18 protein-coding genes and 2 tRNA genes are annotated in these 18252 nt (G+C 69.6%); 14 read left to right on the top strand and 6 right to left on the bottom strand.

Annotated elements, in window-relative coordinates; translation table 11 throughout:
* Window positions 1–29: 29 nt before the first annotated feature.
* From Q3A80_RS16990 to Q3A80_RS16960, 7 genes are all read left to right on the top strand, one after another.
* A tRNA-Asn gene (locus Q3A80_RS16990) sits at window positions 30–105 on the top strand.
* A gap of 73 nt (window positions 106–178) precedes the next feature.
* A tRNA-Asn gene (locus tag Q3A80_RS16985) sits at window positions 179–254 on the top strand.
* 107 nt (window positions 255–361) lie between these two features.
* The gene (locus tag Q3A80_RS16980) at window positions 362–847 is read left to right on the top strand and encodes a CreA family protein (RefSeq protein WP_446330098.1); all 486 of its coding nucleotides are present in this window, start codon (window positions 362–364) and stop codon (window positions 845–847) included.
* Window positions 848–908: 61 nt separating this feature from the next.
* Window positions 909–1811 (top strand): AraC family transcriptional regulator, encoded by a 903-nt coding sequence (locus tag Q3A80_RS16975; RefSeq protein WP_446330097.1) that lies wholly within the window; start codon window positions 909–911, stop codon window positions 1809–1811.
* 260 nt (window positions 1812–2071) lie between these two features.
* Complete coding sequence (locus tag Q3A80_RS16970) at window positions 2072–2848, top strand: AzlC family ABC transporter permease (RefSeq protein ID WP_446330096.1); 777 nt, start codon at window positions 2072–2074, stop codon at window positions 2846–2848.
* Complete coding sequence (locus Q3A80_RS16965; RefSeq protein ID WP_446330095.1) at window positions 2845–3183, top strand: AzlD domain-containing protein; 339 nt, start codon at window positions 2845–2847, stop codon at window positions 3181–3183. The genes Q3A80_RS16970 and Q3A80_RS16965 overlap by 4 nt, the downstream gene beginning before the upstream one ends.
* 160 nt (window positions 3184–3343) lie before the next feature.
* Window positions 3344–4117 carry a DUF4088 family protein gene (locus Q3A80_RS16960; protein WP_446330094.1) on the top strand — a complete coding sequence of 258 codons (774 nt, stop codon included), beginning with the start codon at window positions 3344–3346 and terminating at the stop codon, window positions 4115–4117.
* A gap of 117 nt (window positions 4118–4234) precedes the next feature.
* Here Q3A80_RS16960 and Q3A80_RS16955 read toward each other — a convergent pair whose 3' ends face one another.
* On the bottom strand, window positions 4235–4651 hold the full coding sequence (locus Q3A80_RS16955) for a hypothetical protein (RefSeq protein ID WP_446330093.1): 417 nt from the start codon (window positions 4649–4651) through the stop codon (window positions 4235–4237).
* Window positions 4652–4930: 279 nt separating this feature from the next.
* On the opposite strand from Q3A80_RS16955, the gene Q3A80_RS16950 reads away from it, so the two are divergent.
* From Q3A80_RS16950 to fumC, 3 genes are all read left to right on the top strand, one after another.
* Window positions 4931–5149 (top strand): RNA-binding S4 domain-containing protein, encoded by a 219-nt coding sequence (locus tag Q3A80_RS16950; protein ID WP_006753074.1) that lies wholly within the window; start codon window positions 4931–4933, stop codon window positions 5147–5149.
* A gap of 138 nt (window positions 5150–5287) precedes the next feature.
* A complete protein-coding gene (gene norM, locus Q3A80_RS16945; protein WP_446330092.1) occupies window positions 5288–6676 on the top strand; it encodes a multidrug efflux MATE transporter NorM in 1389 nt (462 codons plus the stop codon).
* 141 nt (window positions 6677–6817) lie between these two features.
* A complete protein-coding gene (fumC, locus tag Q3A80_RS16940; RefSeq protein WP_446330091.1) occupies window positions 6818–8212 on the top strand; it encodes a class II fumarate hydratase in 1395 nt (464 codons plus the stop codon).
* Between the two features lie 57 nt (window positions 8213–8269).
* Here the strand turns inward: fumC and Q3A80_RS16935 are convergent, their stop codons facing one another.
* Together Q3A80_RS16935 and Q3A80_RS16930 are read right to left on the bottom strand one after the other, a co-directional pair.
* Window positions 8270–8782 carry an acyl-CoA thioesterase gene (locus Q3A80_RS16935; RefSeq protein WP_446330090.1) on the bottom strand — a complete coding sequence of 171 codons (513 nt, stop codon included), beginning with the start codon at window positions 8780–8782 and terminating at the stop codon, window positions 8270–8272.
* A gap of 133 nt (window positions 8783–8915) precedes the next feature.
* A complete protein-coding gene (locus tag Q3A80_RS16930) occupies window positions 8916–9056 on the bottom strand; it encodes a hypothetical protein (protein WP_006753078.1) in 141 nt (46 codons plus the stop codon).
* A 180-nt stretch (window positions 9057–9236) separates the two neighbouring features.
* On the opposite strand from Q3A80_RS16930, the gene Q3A80_RS16925 reads away from it, so the two are divergent.
* Window positions 9237–9944, top strand: a complete 708-nt coding sequence (locus Q3A80_RS16925; protein ID WP_446330089.1) for an ArsR/SmtB family transcription factor — start codon at window positions 9237–9239, stop codon at window positions 9942–9944.
* A gap of 162 nt (window positions 9945–10106) precedes the next feature.
* On the top strand, window positions 10107–12626 hold the full coding sequence (locus Q3A80_RS16920; protein ID WP_446330088.1) for a DUF6600 domain-containing protein: 2520 nt from the start codon (window positions 10107–10109) through the stop codon (window positions 12624–12626).
* Between the two features lie 107 nt (window positions 12627–12733).
* On the opposite strand, the gene Q3A80_RS16915 is transcribed toward Q3A80_RS16920, so the two are convergent.
* On the bottom strand, window positions 12734–13705 hold the full coding sequence (locus Q3A80_RS16915) for a thymidylate synthase (protein WP_446330087.1): 972 nt from the start codon (window positions 13703–13705) through the stop codon (window positions 12734–12736).
* Window positions 13706–13746: 41 nt separating this feature from the next.
* On the bottom strand, window positions 13747–15144 hold the full coding sequence (locus Q3A80_RS16910) for a sigma 54-interacting transcriptional regulator (protein ID WP_446330086.1): 1398 nt from the start codon (window positions 15142–15144) through the stop codon (window positions 13747–13749).
* Window positions 15145–15685: 541 nt separating this feature from the next.
* On the opposite strand from Q3A80_RS16910, the gene Q3A80_RS16905 reads away from it, so the two are divergent.
* Complete coding sequence (locus Q3A80_RS16905) at window positions 15686–15979, top strand: hypothetical protein (protein ID WP_446330085.1); 294 nt, start codon at window positions 15686–15688, stop codon at window positions 15977–15979.
* Window positions 15980–16269: 290 nt separating this feature from the next.
* Complete coding sequence (locus Q3A80_RS16900; RefSeq protein WP_446330084.1) at window positions 16270–16770, top strand: dihydrofolate reductase; 501 nt, start codon at window positions 16270–16272, stop codon at window positions 16768–16770.
* 90 nt (window positions 16771–16860) lie between these two features.
* On the opposite strand, the gene pmbA is transcribed toward Q3A80_RS16900, so the two are convergent.
* The gene (gene pmbA, locus Q3A80_RS16895) at window positions 16861–18231 is read right to left on the bottom strand and encodes a metalloprotease PmbA (RefSeq protein WP_446330083.1); all 1371 of its coding nucleotides are present in this window, start codon (window positions 18229–18231) and stop codon (window positions 16861–16863) included.
* Window positions 18232–18252 lie beyond the last annotated feature (21 nt).

Below are 18252 nucleotides of genomic sequence, written 5' to 3'. Positions count from 1 at the left end.
AATCTCGTTTCTCTGCTGTTGTTGTTTGTTCCCCGATAGCTCAGTCGGTAGAGCGCCGGACTGTTAATCCGTAGGTCCCTGGTTCGAGCCCAGGTCGGGGAGCCAAAAACGCAAAGGCCCGTTGAAAGTGGACGGGTTTTTTGTTGGCCACCGAACACACGCAGATGTACCGATTTATTCCCCGATAGCTCAGTCGGTAGAGCGCCGGACTGTTAATCCGTAGGTCCCTGGTTCGAGCCCAGGTCGGGGAGCCAGACAGCGAAAGGCCCGTCAGTCGACGGGCCTTTTGTTTTTCCGGCACCGGTCGGCCATCGCCGCGCATGCTAGAGTTTCTGTCCCGCATTCGCATCCGGTTCCGTCGATGAAGCACCGCCTCCTTTCCGCCGCACCGTTCGCCGTCCTGCTCTCCGCATTGGCCGCCGCGCCGCTCGCGCACGCGGAGGAAGTCGGCAGCGTCAACACCCATTTCCGCGTGACGGGCTCCGACCGCGTGGTCGTCGAAGCGTACGACGATCCGCTCGTGACGGGCGTCACCTGCTACGTGTCGCGTGCGCGCACCGGCGGGATCAAGGGCACGCTCGGCGTCGCCGAGGATCCGAGCGAAGCGTCGATCGCATGCCGGCAGGTCGGCCCGCTCAGCTTCAAGGAACCGCTCAAGCAGCAGACCGACGTGTTCAGCGAGCGCATGTCGTTCATCTTCAAGACACTGCACGTCGTGCGCGTGGTCGACAAGAAGCGCAACACGCTCGTCTACCTGACCTACAGCGACCGCATCGTCAGCGGCAGCCCGAAGAACGCCGTGACCGCCGTGCCGATGCCGGCCGGCACGACGATTCCGGTCAAGTAAGCGCGCGCTGCGCCGGGCGCGCGAGCGATACACTGTCGACTCGACCGCCCCGCGCCCGACCATGCCCGCCGCCCGCCTCCCCGACTCCGCACGCTACTGGCGCACGCCGCTGCTGCCGGATGCGGATCTGCTCACGGCCACCTATCGCGACCACACGTTCGCGCCGCACTGGCACGACGCGTACACGATCCCCGTGATCCTCGAGGGCGCGGAGCGCTACACGTGTCGCGGCACCGGTCATGTCGCCGAAACCGGCACCGTGCCGGTGATCAATCCCGGCGAAGTCCACACCGGCTCGCGGGCGACCGACGAAGGCTGGTGCTATCGCGTGAGCTACGTGCCGGTCGAGTACCTCCGCGCACTCGCGAGCGCGATCGCAGGCCGGCCGCAGGATGCGCCCTGGTTCCCGTCCGACGTGATCCGCGACACCGATCTCGCGGCACGGCTCGCGCTCGCGCACCGGATGATGGAAGCCGGCAGCGAACGCAGGCCGCCCGGCCACGCACACGCGGCGCCGGCGGACGACGCGCCGATCGTCGCCGCGCCGCGCGCGTACGATCCGCTCGCCGCCGAAACGGCGCTGCTCGATGCGCTGTCGACGCTGATCACGCGCCATGCCGACGCGCAGCTGCAGCCGGCGCTGCTCGCCGCCGACGAACCGCGCGTCGGCGCGATGCGCGAGCGGCTCGCCGCCGATCTCACGGGCACGGTCACGCTCGACGACGTCGCGCAGGCCGCCGGCCTGTCGCCGTTTCATGCCGCGCGGCTGTTCACCCGCACGACCGGCATGCCGCCGCATGCGTGGCGCAACCAGCTGCGGCTGCAGCGCGCGCTGGCGCCGCTGCGCGCCGGCGTGCCGATCGCCGATGTCGCGGCGGCCAGTGGCTTCGTCGACCAGAGCCACTTCACGCGACATTTCAAACGGATGTTCGGCGTGCCGCCCGGCCGCTGGCAGGCGCGCTGACGGGCGCGCTCGCATCGCGGCGTCCGCCAATACGCGGTGTCGGTGTCGGTGTCGGTGTCGGTGTCGGCTTCGGCTTCGGCTTCGGCTTCGGCTTCGGCTTCGGCTTCGGCATCGGCTTCGGCTTCGGCTTCGGCTTCGGCATCGGCATCGGCATCGGCATCGGCATCGGCATCGGCATCGGCACGCAGCTTGCGTCGCCGAGTGCCGCGGGCGCAAGAACATACAAGCCGCCACCGCGGCGGCCCGCTATCCTCCGTGACATGGAGAAGCGTCCCTTGAACCCTGCACCCGCCCCCTCTTCGCCGCCGCCCCGCCGGCCGCTCAACGAATGGCTCGACGGCGCGCGCGACACGATCCCGATGATGATCGGCGCCGCGCCGTTCGGCGTGATCTTCGGCACGCTCGTCGGCGGCGGGCCGCTCGCCGCATGGCACGGCGCGCTGATGTCGCTCGCCGTGTTCGCGGGCTCCGCGCAGTTCATCGCGCTCGGCCTGATCGCCGGCAGCGCGAGCTTCGTCGTCGTGCTCGCGACGACGCTGATCGTGAACCTGCGTCACCTGCTGTACAGCGCGACGCTCGCGCCGTACGTCGCGCACCTGCCGCTGCGCTGGCGCGCGACGCTCGGCGCGCTGATGACCGACGAGGTGTTCGCGGTCGCGTACGCGCACTACCGGCATTTCCCGCCCGGCGCGATCGGCCCTCACTACTTCTTCGGGTCGGGCCTTGCGATGTACCTGAACTGGCAGGTCTGGACGCTCGCGGGCATCGGCTTCGGCGCGGCCTTCCCGGGCCTTCAGTCGCTGGGCCTGGACTTCGCGATGGCAGCGACCTTCATCGCGATCGTCGTCCCGCAACTCGGCACGCTGCGCTATCTGGCCGCCGCCGCGACGGCCGGCACGCTCGCGTATTTCTGGCAGGGCTGGCCGTACAAGCTCGGGCTGCTCGGCGCGGTCGCCGCCGGCGTACTGGTCGGCGTCGCGCTCACGCTGCTGCACGGACGTTCGCGCACCGATTCCCGCACGGAGACCGCATCGTGAGCTATGCGCTGCTGATCCTCGGGATGGCCGCCATCACCTATGCGATCCGGACGACGCTGTTCCTGTTCGGCGAGCGGCTGACGTTCCCGCCGCTCGTGCGCACCGCGCTCGGCTTCGTGCCGGTCACCGTGCTGACCGCGATCATCGTGCCGATGACCGTCTCGCCGCACGGCGGCACGGCCGAACTGAGCTTGCGCAATCCGCAGCTCGTCGGTGCGCTCGCCGCGGTGCTCGTGTCCGCGACGACGCGCCGGCCGCTCGTGACGATCGCGGTCGGGCTCGCGGTGTTCTTCTTCTGGCAAGGGATCGTGATGCCGCACTGGCTGCCGGCCTGAACCGGCTGCTGCCGAGCTGCGCTCAAGTTTTCGTGCGGCGGGCCGATATCACGAATGAAGACCCGCCATCGGCCTCGGCGCGAACCGGTCCGTCGACGCTGCGCCCGCACCGGTGCGCGGCGCGGCCGCCGGCCCGCGCGGGCCGCCATCGAGACGATTCATGGGCCAGATCACCCTTTCCCTGAAAGACGACACGCTTGCGTCCCTGCGCAAGGACTACGACGCATTCGTACGCGTATCGCTGAAACTCGACCCGCAGTTCGCGACGCCGTCGTTCGAGGATTTCCTGCGCGCCAAGCTGCTCGACAACATGGTGCCGCTGACCGAGCATGCCGTGCAGCGGATGCTCGAAGGCGGCCAGTATGCGTGGGCGAAGCGCACGCTCGACAAGGAATTTCCGGACGTCGTCGCGATCCTGATGCGGCAGGCCGGTGAATTCGGCTTCGGCTTCGCGTCGCGCTCCGAATGGACGCCGGACGAACTCGCGAAGGCGTGCCGCGACTGGGCCAAGGCGATCGTCGCCGAAGCGCAGGGCGACCCGTCGCTCGTCGACCCGCTCGCCGCGCAGATCAAGAGCGCGGTGCAGGACATCCAGGCGCTCGAGGAAATGATGCAGACGCCCGCGTGGCGGCTCGCGGAATCGCTGCGCCAGCGCATCTACGAGGCCAAGCTCGCGTGCGAGATGAGCGTGGGCAGCGCCGCGCGCGACAAGCTCGGCGAACTGCGCGGCCTGCTGCGGCTCGGGCTCGCGCACGGTTCGTTCCAGAAACAGGAAGCGCAGCAGATCATGGAATACCTGCGGCTGCTGAAACCCGAGATCTTCGTCGACGAGCCGTACGACGTGTTCGCGCGGCTCGCCGCGTGGCTGCGCAGCGTGTTCGCGCCGGTCACGCGGCCCGCCCCGGCGCCGGGGACGGAACAGCGCCGGCCATGACGGCCTGCTGCCGCGCATGAAGAACGGCCCGGTTCGCGCGACGCGAACCGGGCCGTCGGTCGATCGCCGTCACGACGCGCCGTCCGGGGCGAACGTCGCGCGACGATCCGGCACCGCTTACTGCGTGGCGCCCGACGCGGACGCACCGCCCTGCACGCCGGTCGACGCGCCGCCTTCGACCGCTTCGTCGCCGACCTTCGACTTCGGCTTCGCCGAGCCGGCGTGATGCTTGGCGGACTTCATTGCATGCTTCGCGTGCTTCTTGGCCGAGTGGACCGACGATGCCGCCGTATCGGTCGCGCCGTCGGCCGCCGTGCCAACCGCATCGGTCGCGCCGCCGACCGCATTGCCCGACGCGTTCGCGCCGGCACCGCCCTGCATGCCCGCACCAGCGCCTGCGCCGGCCGCCGGCGTTTGCGTCTGCACGCCGGCACCTGCGGTGCCCTGCGTCGCGGCGCCGGTCTGCGCAAAGGCGGCCGACGTGGCGAACGCCGTCAGCGCGGCACCGATCAGCATCGTACGAATCTTGGACATGACAATCCTCCTCAAGAAGTTGTGGGCGCGGAGCGCGTCGATGCGCTCCGTCGCGTCCCCCGCCGCAACACGCGGCAGGTACGACGAAAGACCCGCGGCCCGCACCGTCGGTTCTCGAATCTCTCAGACTGTTACCCACCGTTTCATTTGCTGACGTATCGCTCACAGTCCTTAACAACTGCGGTGCGCGACCCCGCCCGCGCGGCCGCGCTCGCGTGCCGGCCAGCGGTGCCGTATGATGCGGGGCGATTCCTCCCGCGCGTCGCGCGCCCCTTCGTCATGCCCAATCTGGATTTCACGCTGACCGGCGAATACGTCGAGCTGCACAACCTTCTGAAGATCACCGGCCTCGCGGACAGCGGCGGCACCGCGAAGATGTTCGTCGCGTCCGGCGCGGTGAAAGTCGACGGCGTGGTCGAACTGCGCAAGACCTGCAAGATCCGTGCGGGCCAGGTCGTGCTGTTCGGCGATACGCGGATCGCGGTACACGACGCGTAGCCCACGCGCGCAGCGTTTCCCTGACCGCGACATGGCCATCGGCGCGCGTTCGACACCGTTCGAATAAAGCCGTAAGCTAGCCGTCTCTCAAAATAAATACAGACAGCGCGGGCCCGCACCCGCGCGAGCGCCCATTCCATGTCGCATTCCGGTCTTACGCGGACGGCCGCCGCGCCGCCGTCCCTGTCCAGTCACGCCGCCGATACCGCGCGCCTCGCCGCCCCGCTCGCGATCGCGCAGCTCTCGCAGATGGCGATGAGCGTCACCGACACCGTGCTGCTCGGCTCGCTCGGCCCCGATTCGCTCGCGGCCGGCGGCCTCGGCGCGAACTTCTTCTTCGTCATCGTGACCGTGCTGCAGGGCGTGCTGTCGTCGATCAGCGTCAGCGTCGCGCATGCGCGCGGCGCGCAGGCCGAACACCGCGTGCCGCACATCTACTGGACCGGCTTCGTGCTGTCCGTGCTGCTCGCGATTCCGGCGATCGTCGCGCTGTCGCTGTCCGAACCGATCCTGCTGATGTTCCACGAGCCGTCGGCGCTCGCGCGTCACGTCGGCGAGTACACCGGCATCCTGCGCTTCGCGGCGCTCGGCAGCCTGATCGGCGTCGGGCTGATGCGCGCGTTCCTGCCCGCGATCGGCGCCGCGCGGCGGCTGCTGTGGGTGTCGATCGGCGGCGTCGGCGTCAATGCCGTGCTGAACTACGGGCTGATCCACGGCGCATTCGGCTTGCCGCGGCTCGGCTTCCTCGGCTCCGCGGTCGCGACGACCATCACGATCTGGCTCACCGCGCTCGCGCTGATCTGGCTGCTGCACGGCCGCCAGCGGTTCCGCCATTTCGTCGTCGCCGCGCGTCCGAAACTCCCGGTGATGGGCGAGCTGATCGGCATCGGCTGGCCGGTGGCGATCACGTACGGGGTCGAATCGACGCTCTTTCTCGCCACGGGCCTGACCGTCGGCGTGCTCGGCGCGACGTCGCTCGCCGCGCACCAGATCGCGCTGAACGTCGCGTCGGTCGCGTTCATGGTGCCGCTCGCGATCGGCCAGGCCGCGAACGTGCGGGTCGGCTACTGGGTCGGCGCCGGCCAGCCGGTCGCCGCCCGCCACGCGGGCTTCGTCGCGCTCGGTCTCGGCATCGCGTTCATGTCGCTGTCGGGGCTCGTGCTGATCGTCGCGCCGCATGCGATCGTCGGCCTGTACCTGCATCTGGACGACCCGGCGAACGCGGCGACCGTGTCGCTGGCCGCGTCGCTGCTCGGCATCGCCGCGGTGTTCCAGATCGTCGACGGGATGCAGACGGTCGGCTCGGGCGCGCTGCGCGGGCTGCGCGACACGCGCATCCCGATGCTCGCGGCGACCTTCGGCTACTGGGGGATCGGCTTCCCGACCGGTTACTGGCTGGCGTTCCATGCGGGGCTCGGCGCACGCGGCCTGTGGTGGGGACTCGCGGCCGGCCTCGCGAGTGTCGCCGTGCTGATGGCCTGCCGCTTCCACATGAAGACCGCGTCGCTCATCGCGTCCGCGCGCTGAGCGCGACACGACGCGAAATCGCGGCCGGCGCTATGCTTGTCGATTGAAGACCCAAGACGCCGCGCGAGCGGCGCGACTGCCTCACGATACGCCAGACGCCGCGCGACGCGCGGCCTTTCCCCTTTCCAGGAGGAGTGCATCATGAACGAAGCAGTTCGGATGGAACGCGACACGTTCGGCGAGATCGCCGTGCCGGCCGACCGGCTCTGGGGCGCGCAGACCGAGCGCTCGCTGCAGAATTTCCGGATCTCGACCGAGAAGCAGTCGCCCGAGCTGATCCACGCGCTCGCGATCGTCAAGCGCGCCGCGGCCGCCGTGAACCGGTCGCTCGGCGTGCTCGCCGACGACAAGGCGCGCGCGATCATCGACGCGGCCGACGAGATCATCGCCGGCAAGCATCCGCGCGAATTCCCGCTCGCCGTATGGCAGACGGGCTCCGGCACGCAGACCAACATGAACCTCAACGAGGTGATCGCGAACCGCGCGAGCGAGCTGCTCGGCGGCGAGCGCGGCGAAGCGCGCAAGGTTCATCCGAACGACGACGTGAACCGCGGCCAGTCGTCGAACGACGTGTTCCCGACCGCGATGCACGTCGCGGCCGCATACGCGATCGTCAATCACCTGCTGCCCGCGCTGCGCACGCTGCGCGCGACGCTCGACGCGAAATCGAAGGCCTTCGCCGACATCGTGAAGATCGGCCGCACGCATCTGCAGGACGCGACGCCGCTCACGCTCGGGCAGGAATTCTCCGGCTATGTCGCGCAGCTCGACCAGGGCGTGCGGCACGTCGAATCGGCGCTGCCGCACCTGTACGAGCTCGCGCTCGGCGGCACCGCGGTCGGCACCGGCCTGAACGCGCATCCGGAATTCGCGGTGCGCGTGGCCGACGAGATCGGCCGGCTGACGAAGCTGCCGTTCGTGACCGCGCCGAGCAAGTTCGAGGTGATGGCGGCCGCCGACGCGCTGGTGTTCGCGCACGGCGCGCTGAAGACGGTCGCGGCCGGCCTGATGAAGATCGCGAACGACGTCCGCTGGCTCGCGAGCGGGCCGCGTTGCGGGCTCGGCGAACTGTCGATTCCGGAAAACGAGCCGGGCAGCTCGATCATGCCGGGCAAGGTAAACCCGACGCAGTCGGAGGCCGTGACGATGCTGTGCTGCCAGGTGTTCGGCAACGACGTCGCGGTGAACGTCGGCGGGGCGAGCGGCAATTTCGAGCTGAACGTGTTCCGGCCGATGATCGCGCACAACGTGCTGCAGTCGGTGCGCCTGCTCGCCGACGGCGCACAGAGCTTCAACGATCACTGCGCGGTCGGCATCGAGCCGAATCGCGCGCGCATCGACCTGCTGCTGAACGAATCGCTGATGCTGGTGACGGCGCTCAATCCGCACATCGGCTACGACAAGGCCGCGCAGATCGCGAAGAAAGCGCACAAGGAAGGCACGACGCTGAAGGCCGCCGCGCTCGCGCTCGGCTACCTGACCGACGCGGAATTCGATGCGTGGGTGCGGCCCGAGCAGATGATCGGATCGCGGTAAGTGGTTTCGATGCGATGACGGAGCGGGCGCGCGCAGTGGGCGCGGCGCCCATTTCCGTCAGACCGTGCCCTTCGCGACTTCGTCGGGCTTCATCTCGACGATCTTGTCGAGTGCGGCGCGCACGTCGGCCGCATACTTCGCGAGCACCTTCTGCTCGTCGGTCTCGGGCACGAACGGCGGCACCGGCACCGGGTTGCCGTTCTCGTCGACCGCGACGAACACGACGAGGCAGTCGGTGGTCTGGCGCAGCACGCCGCCCTTCGGATCGCCGGCATGCACCGACACGTGGATGTGCATGCTGGTGCGGCCCGTCGCGACGACGCGCGCCTTCAGCTCGACCAGGTTGCCGACGAGGATCGGCCGCTGGAAGCGGATGTTGCCGACGCTGACTGTCACGCAATAGCGGCTCGACCAGACGGCCGCGCACGCATACGCGACTTCGTCGATCCACTTCATCAGCGCGCCGCCATGCACCTTTCCGCCGAAGTTCACGGACGACGGCTCGGCGAGGAAGCGGAAGACGGTTTCGGTGCGGTCGAGGGCGGCCGGTACGGGGGACGGTTGGGACATCTTGTTGGCTCCAGGCGGCATGGGTACTGCGATCGGCGCATTATACGTTGCACTGCGGCAACCGGTCGCGGCCGCGCCGAGCGCGCGCCCGGCGCCCGGCGAGCCGGCATCGGCCCCGGCACCCCGCGCGCCGTCAGCGGCGCACCGTGATGCCCTGGTCGATGGTGCCGTACATCTCGAGGCTGCCGCCCCGCTCGCCGGCGGCGCCCGCGCCGCCCTGCGCACAGGCCGCGCAGACGAGCGCGGCCGCCAACAGGCAGAAAATCGTCTTCATCGTTGCATCGTGTCGCATCCGGCGGCCCGCTGCCGCCGCGTCCGGCCATTCTACGCGTGCGCGGCCGGCGGCCGCGGTTCGCCCGCCGCCGCGCCGCATCCGACATTTCAGCCGACCCCGAAACATCGAATCGGCCGCACGCCTACACTGCAGTCATTCCGCCAGAGACGAGACACGACGATGACCGATCAAGACGATCACCATTTTCCGGGCCTGAGCCGCATCGGCGCGCTGATCGCCGATCCCGGCCGCGCGGCGATGCTGTGGGTGCTGATGGACGGCAGCGCGCGGCCGGCCGGCGAACTGACGATGATCGCGGGGCTGTCGCCGTCCGCGGCCAGCGCCCATCTCGCGCGCCTGACCGAAGGCGGGCTGCTCGCGCTCGATATCCGCGGCCGGCACCGCTACTACCGGCTCGCGTCGGCCGACATCGCGGCGTCGCTCGAGGCGCTCGCGAACGTGGCCCGCGCGGCCGCACCGAACCGCCCGGTGCCGCCGCCGTCGCGCACGGTGCCGGCCGAGCTGCGCTATGCGCGCACCTGCTACGACCACATGGCCGGCGAGCTGGCGGTCCGCATCTTCGACGGGCTCACCGCGCGCGGCTGGCTGCAGGCCGACGGCGACGCGATCGACACCACCGAGCGCGGCGCGCAGGCACTCGCGCGCTGGGGCATCGACGTCGCCGAGCAGCGCGCGCGCCGGCGCCGCTTCGCGTGCGGCTGCCTCGACTGGAGCGAGCGCCGCGCGCATCTCGGCGGCGCGCTCGGCGCGGCGCTGCTCGACAGCTTCTGCGCGCACGGCTGGATCGAGCGCACCGCACGGCCGCGCGTGCTGCGCGTCACCGTGCCCGGACAGCAGGTTTTCGACGACTGGCTTACGTCCGCTTGACGCGCGGATTGCGACCGCACGACAACGGCGCGCGATGGACAGGTTTTGTTACATCGCGTGCTAGTCGATTTACAAAACACCGAGCACTGAAACAGGCGCAGCGGATATCGTGAACTGGACGGCGCGAATCGACGCGCCGCAACAACGACGAAGACGCTCATCATGGCCTCCCTGTTCCCCCTCACGCGAACCGCCCGCTGCACGCTGCTCGCGTTCGCCGCGCTGGCCGCCCTGCCCGGTGCGTTCGCGCAATCGACGCAGGCGCCGCCGTATGCAGCGGCCGCCCGCCAAGCGGGCGGCGACCCGCCGGGCCGCGTCGCCCGGCTGAACTACATGTCGGGCGCCGTGACGACGGAGCCGGCCGGCACCGATACGTGGTCGTACGCGGCCGTGAACCGGCCGCTGACGACGGGCGACCAGCTGTGGAACGATGCCGGCGCACGCTCGGAGCTGCACATCGGCTCGACCGCGGTGCGGCTCGGCGAATCGACGAGCCTGTCGGTGCTGAACCTCGACGACACGACGACGCAGCTGAAGGTCGGTCTCGGCACCGTGTCGACGCACGTGCGCGCGCTGCCGCCCAGCGGATCGTACGAAATCGACACGCCGAATCTCGCGCTCGGCATCGCGGGCCCCGGCGACTATCGCGTCGACGTCGCGCCGGACGGCGCGAGCACGACGGTCACCGTGCGCAGCGGCAGCGCGACCGTCTACGGCAGCAACGGTCAATACCCGCTGTCGCCGGGGCAGCAGGTCACGTTCACCGGCACCGACCTGCAGGTCGCGCAGCAATCGGCCGCGCCGGCCCCCGATCCGCTCGACCAGTGGGCGGCAAGCCGCGACGCGGCCGAGCAGCGCTCGGTGTCGGCCCGCTACGTGTCTCGCGACATACCCGGCTACCAGGATCTCGACGCGAACGGCACATGGCGCGAAACGCCGAATTACGGCGCGGTCTGGGTGCCGAACGACACGCCGGCCGACTGGGCGCCGTATCACGACGGCCACTGGATCTGGCAGGCGCCGTGGGGCTGGACCTGGGTCGACGACGCGCCGTGGGGCTTCGCGCCGTATCACTACGGCCGCTGGGCCTATGTCGACGACAGCTGGGCGTGGGTACCGGGCCCGATGGTCGTCAGCGAGCCGCCCGTCTACGCGCCGGCGCTCGTCGCGTTCGTGGGCGGCGGCGGCGGTCCAGACTGGAGCGTCGCGCTGACGGTGGGCGGCGTCGCCGCGGCCGGCTGCGCATGGTTCGCGCTCGGCCCGGGCGAAGCCTGGCATCCCGGCTGGGGCGGCTGGAGCCCGCAATACTACGATCGCGTGAACCGGAACATCGTGGTCAACAACGTCACGGTGAACAAGACCGTGAACGTGACGAACATCACCAACATCACGAACATCAACAAGACGTACGTGAACTTCCGCGCGCCGCACGCGATCACGGCCGTGCCGGCGTCCGCGTTCGTGCACGGCCAGCCGGTCTCGCGCTTCGCGCAGCGCGTCGATCCGCAGCAATGGCGCAACGCACACGTGATGCCGGGCACGCCGGGCATTGCGCCGGTGCGCCAGAGCTTTACCGGCGCGCTGCGCAACGCCAGCTACCGTCCGCCGGCGGCGATCGGCCAGCACCCGTTCGTCGCGACGCGCAATCCGGCCGTGCCGGCCGCGTATCGCGACCAGGCGGCCGCGCATCTCGCGCGGCAGGGCGAGCACGTGCCGGGCGCGGGCGCGCCCGTCGTCAGGACCAGCGTGCCGGCCGACTATCGGCCTCGTCCGGTCCGCGTGCCGGGCAATCCGAACGCCGGTGCGTGGGCGATGCGCAACGTGCAGCTCGTGAATCCGCACGGCCCGGTCGTGCAGCCGGCGCGCGCGCCGCGCGAAGACCGGCCGGCCCCGGCGCAGGCACAGGCCGCAAGGCCGGGTGAGCCAATGGCTGGGATTCCGAATGGCGCCCGGCCGGGTGCGCCGATGCCGGCCATCCCGAACGGCGCGCGGCCGATGAACGGCGCAGCCCCCGGTGCACCGTCGCCGCGCGTACCCGACGGCACCGCACCGCGCGCGCCGGGCAGTTCGATGCCGCATCCGGCGTTCGGCGCCGGCAATGGCGTCCCGCATCCGCCGGCTGCCGCCAACGTGCCGAACGGACACGATGATCCGCACGCAGCCGCAGCGCCGGCGCCCGTCTGGATGCAGCCGCACACGCCGATGGAACGGCAGCGCCCGACGCCGCCGGCCGCGCTCCATGCGGCCGGCCAGAACGCGCTGCCGCCCGTGCGCAGCGCGGCGCCCGTCCCGCACCCGGAAGGCGCGCCGGGCACGCAACCCGGGGGGCGGCAGGAAACGCCGCGCGCGCTGCCGCAACCGCGGCTCGACACGACCGCGCAGCTCGAGCAGCCGCGACCGCGGCCCGATTTCGCGGCCCCGGCCCAGCATGCGCAGCCGCGGCCCGAGCGCGCCGTGCCGGCGCCACAACCGCGCCCCGAATTCGCTGAACCTGCGCCGCACCGCGAAGTCGCGCCGCCGCACGCGAACGAGTACCGGCCGCCGGCGCCCGTCGCGCGCGAAATGCCGCGACCGCAGCCGCAGGCGCCGCGCATGGAACCGCGCCCGCAGCCGGCCCCCCGCATCGAGCCGCGCCCGGCTAATCCGCCGCCCGGCGGGCACGACGAGCGACGCCACCAGTAACCGTCGCCGGATGAAACGAAAAGGCCCGACCGGCACTTGCCGGTCGGGCCTGCTTCTTGGTGTAGGGCGCGATTCGCGTGATCCGCGTCGCGCCCGGAGCCGCGGGCTCAGACCGCCATCGGCGCGGTCAGCGGCTCGTGGTGCCGGTAGCCGACCAGCGAGAAGTCGGACGGCTCGACCCGTTCGAGCCATTCGGGCGCATAGACGCCCGTCTTCGCGTAGTCCGGCACGCGCTCCGCGATCTCGAGCCGCGGACTGTCGTACGGCTCGCGCGTCAACTGCTGCTGCAGCATGTCGAGCTGGTTCTCGTAGATGTGCGCATCGCCGATGAAATAGGTGAACCAGCGCGGCGTATAGCCCGTCAGCCGGCCGACCAGCGACAACAGCGCGGCGCCTTCCGTCAGGTTGAACGGCGTGCCGAGTCCGACGTCGTTGCTGCGGATGTACAGGCACAGCGAGATTTCGCGTTTCGTGACGTTCGGCAGGAATTGATACAGCAGATGGCACGCGGGCAGCGCGATCTGGTCCAGCACGGCCGGATTCCACGCATGGAACAGGATGCGGCGGTCGGCCGGGTTCTCCATGATCGTGTCCAGACACTGGCGCAGCTGGTCGATCGCCTTGTACAGCAGCACCTTCGGCGCGCCGTCCTCGTCGAAACGCGTGACGATCCGGAAACCGCGGCGCGTCGCATCCGCGATCTGCGCGTCGGCGCGCGCGTCGAGCACCTTGTAGCCGGGCCACTGGCGCCACTGGACGCCATACACGTCGCCGAGATCGTCGACGCCCCGGCGGTACGGATTCGCGAGCCACTGCGCGTTGTCGTTCGCGTTCGCGTCCCAGACCTTGCAGCCGAGCGCGCGGAAATCGGCCGCGCTGCGCGACGCACGCAGGAAGCCGACCAGTTCGCCGATCGCGGACTTGAACGCGAGCTTCTTGGTCGTGACGGCCGGGAAACCTTGCTGCAGGTCGAACCGCAGCATCGCGCCGGGCATGCTGATGGTGCGGATGCCCGTGCGGTTCTCCTGCCAGGTGCCGGTGTCGAGGATGGTGCGAACGAGGTCGAGATACTGTTTCATGCGGGTTCCTTCGGCCGCGAGGGCGGCCGCACCCGCCAATTTTAGCAAGCGTGGCGCGGAACCTCCGGGACCGGCGGCGGAAACGCTCCCAGCGGGTCGCCGCGATCGCGCATGCCGTGCGCGCACATCAGCCGGTAGAGCGTCACCCGCGACACGCCGAGTTCGCGCGCCGCATCGGCGAAACGGCCGCGATGGCGCAGCAGCGCCTGCTCGATCGCCTGCCGCTCGGCCGCCTCCCGCGCCTCGGTCAGCGACACGGGCGCGAGGATCGCGAATTCGTTCAGTTCGAGATCGGCCGCGGTAATCATCCGGCCCTCCGACATCACGATCGCGCGGCGCACGCGATTGATCAGCTCGCGCACGTTGCCCGGCCACGAGTAGCCGTAGAGCGCAGCGATCGCGTCCGGCGAGAAGCCGCGCAGCCGGCGATGCGCATCGCCCTTGAAACGCTCGAGCATGTGACGCGCCAGCAGCTCGATGTCCTTGCCGCGCGCGCGCAGCGGCGGCTCCTCGATCTTCAGCACGCACAGCCGATGGAACAGGTCCTCGCGGAAGCGCCCTTCGCGCAGCGCCGTCTCCATGTCCACGTGCGTCGCGCAGATCACGCGCACGTCGACCGGCACCGACGCATGCGCGCCGAGCCGCTCGATCTTGCCTTCCTGCAGGAAGCGCAACAGGCTCGCCTGGCTTTCGAGCGGCAGGTCGCCGATCTCGTCGAGAAACAGCGTGCCGCCGTTTGCGGCCTCGACGCGGCCGATCTTGCGCTGGTTCGCGCCCGTAAACGCGCCGCGTTCATAGCCGAACAGTTCGGCCTGCAGCAGCGTCGACGGAATCGCACCGCAGTTGATCGCGACGAACGGCGCATGCGCGCGCGCCGAGCGCTCGTGAATCGCGACGGCCGTCAGTTCCTTGCCGGTACCCGATTCGCCGGAGATGAACACGGGCGCATCGGTGGTCGCGACGCGCCGGATCGTCCGGAACAGCCCGAGCATCGCGTCGCAGGTGCCGACCATCTCGCCCTCCGCGCGCCCGGCGCCCACGGGCGACGCGACGGGATCGGTCAGCGCGACCATGCCATGCGCATGGCCGACGGTCTCGACGATGCGCGACGTCTCGTACGGCATCGTCACGTAGTCGAAACAATAGTCGCGAATCAGATGTCGCAGCGTGGCGTCCTGCAACTGGCCGCGGCGGGTCGCCGCAATCCAGCCGATGTGCTGGATGCTGAGGCACGGCTCGAGTTCGCGCAGATCCGCGGGCCTGAAACCCGGCGAGAAATCGAGCAGGCCGGCGGTGGCAACGCCGTGCTGCACGACCCGCCGCACGTCGCGCGCACTTTCCGCGAGATCGACGCGCCACCCGCATTCGTCGAAATGCCCGCGCAACGCGTCGTTCGGTTCGCGCGAGAAATAGATCACATGCCGCTGCTCGGCTCCCATATCCCCACCCCGTTCATCAACCGTCTAACGATTGCCGCACACGCAAGCCGCGTGCGAAAAGGATCGAATCGGATCGAATCGGGTCAGCCGAAGCGGCTCGATTCGCCATGCCGATGCTCGGCAACGACAAGCCTCGCATGATGGCGCTTATATCGCGTCCAGTTGTTTTGTGGTCACGACAGCTTGGTTATAGGCGCCGAATACGACATGCCGATTGCGGCGCGAATGGGCGAGCGGTCGAATCGCTCAGCGGTCGGCGCATATCAATCATCTGCACATAGGGCGCGCAGCGATACGCTCATGCATCGACACACGCGCCGATTTTCAACCTTGCCGCGTGCCGGTTGAATCCGCAGTATTCCGGAGCCCGCTCGTTTCACGGCTGAAACATTTCCCGGCATTTTGGCTCGCGCGTCACCGTGCCCGCTTGCGGAGCGCAAGCCCGACAACGCTCTTCGGCCGATGGCATGCATTTCGCTGAATCCGTAACAGACCGGAGAAAGCGACCATGCGAATACCTTTTTCACTGTCTTTCGGACAGGTGGCGATTGCATTCGCGCTTGCGTGTCCGTTCTTGCCGGCGCACGCGGAAGAAAGCGCGAAACCCGAACGCGCGCTGTTGCTCGCCGATAACATGCCGGGCATGCATCACGACAGCCGGTTCGGCATCGTGCCGGTCGCGGTGCCGCAACCGCGTTCGTCCGACGACACGTCGGTGACGCTGTGGGACGAGATCACCCCGCCGGCGCGGCTGCCGGTGCCGATCCCCGTGCCGCGTCCCGGCGACGCGCAGCACGCGCTGGAGCGCAGCGCAACGAACCGCATTCATCAATGATGCGCCTGCAACGGACTGGGCATCACAATCGATAAGGATTGCATACCGAATCGAACGATGCCGGCCGACTTCGGCTGCGTCGACGCCGCGACGCGAACCGTTTCTTGTGTCCGTCCCCCGGCGGGCACTCTTTTTATTCCGCACGTCACGGCGCGCAGCGCCGCGCATCGTCGCAGCCTGCGGCGATGCGCGGGCATCCGGGCTCGCCGGCGCCCCTCCACGCCGAAGCGGCCGCCTGCCGTCATTCCGGTAGAATCGGCGCCATTCCGGCTTTCCTCTTTCCCGATTTCATGACGACGTTGACCCTGATCGTCGCGCGCGCCCGCAACGGCATCATCGGCCGCGACAACCAGTTGCCCTGGAAACTCCCGGAGGACCTCGCGTTCTTCAAGCGCACGACGATGGGCGCGCCGATCGTGATGGGCCGCAAGACCCACGAATCGATCGGCCGGCCGCTGCCGGGCCGCCGCAACATCGTCGTCACGCGCGACGCCGCGCGCCGCTTCGACGGCTGCGACACGGTCACGTCGCTCGCCGACGCGCTCGCGCTTGCCGCACGCGACGGCGCGGCCGAAGCGTTCCTGATCGGTGGCGCGCAACTCTATGCGGAAGGGCTCGGGCTCGCCGACAAGCTGATCGTCACCGAGATCGATGCGGACTTCGACGGCGACGCGTCGTTTCCCGCGCCCGATCCCGCGCACTGGCGCGAAGTATCGCGCGACCCGCACCAGGCGGCCGCGCCGAACACGTTCGGCTATGCGTTCGTCGTCTACGAGCGCACGCGCGGCTGACACGCGGCACGCGACATACCATGAAAAAGCCCGACCGGCTCACACGCGCCGGTCGGGCTTTTCTGTTTCCGGCGGCCGAAGCCGCGCCGCTCATTGCCCGGCGATCGTCATCTGTTCGATCAGCACCGAGCCGGTTTCCTTCGTGCCGCGCACGATCGAGTCCGCGCCGATCGCGACGATGTGCCGGAACATCTCCTGCAGCGTGCTCGCGACCGTGATTTCCTCGACCGGATACTGGATCACGCCGTTCTCGACCCAGAAGCCGGCCGCGCCGCGCGAATAGTCGCCCGTCACGTAGTTCACGCCCTGCCCCATCAGCTCGGTCAGCAGCAGGCCCGTGCCGAGCTTCTTCAGCATCGCGTCGAAGTCGTCGCCCGGCTGCGTGTTCGAGCTGCGCAGCGCGAGGTTGTGCGAGCCGCCCGCGTTGCCGGTCGTCTGCGTGCCGAGCTTGCGCGCCGAATAGGTCGACAGGAAGTAGCCTTCGACGACGCCGTCCTTCACGACGCTGCGCGCACGCGTGCGCACGCCTTCCTCGTCGAACGGCGCGCTGCCCATCGCGCGCGGCACGTGCGGATCCTCGACGACCTGGACGTGCGGTGCGAACACCGGCTTGCCGAGGCTGTCGACGAGGAACGACGTCTTGCGGTACAGCGCGCCGCCGCTGACCGCCTGCACGAACGCGCCGAGCAGGCCGGCCGCGAGCGGCGCCTCGAACAGCACGGGCACCTTGCGCGTGTCGAGACGGCGTGCGCCCATCCGCGCCAGCGCACGCTCGGCCGCGTAGCGCCCGACGGCCTCCGGCGCGGCGAGATCGACCGCGCTGCGCTTCGACGAATACCAGTCGTCGCGCTGCATGTGGCGCCCGCTGCCGGCGATCGGCGCGCACGCGATGTAGTGGCGCGAGTACGGATAGCCGGCGAGGAAGCCGCGCGACGTCGCGAGCACGAACTGCGAATGCTGCGCCGACACGCTCGCGCCTTCCGAGTTGCGGATCTGCGGGCTGACCGCGAACGCGGCGTCTTCCGCGCGGCGTGCGAATTCGACGGCCTCGTCGGCCGTCAGCGCCCACGGATGATAGAGGTCGAGGTCGCGCGGGTCGGTCTCGAGCAGTTCGGCTTCGGCGAGGCCGGCCGCATCGTCCTCGGCCGTGAAGCGCGCGATGTTGTAAGCGGCGGCGACCGTATCCTTGATCGCGGCCGGCGAGAAGTCCGACGTGCTCGCGTTGCCGCGCTTCTTGCCGATGAACACCGTCACGCCGACCATCTTGTCGCGGTTGTGTTCGATCGTCTCGACCTCGCCGCGGCGCACCGATACCGACAGGCCGTCGCCTTCGGAGATTTCGGTCGCGGCGTCGGTTGCGCCGAGCGCCTTCGCGTGGCGGAGGATGTCCGACGCGATTTCCTTGAGCTGGTCCTGCGTGTGCGGGAAATAGCGCGCTTGTACGTCGAGATTGGCTGCCATCGTCTTGGTATCCGGTGGCGG

The sequence above is a fragment of the Burkholderia sp. SR8 genome (genome assembly GCF_052851275.1).
This window is presented reverse-complemented; position numbering and strand designations above follow the sequence as displayed.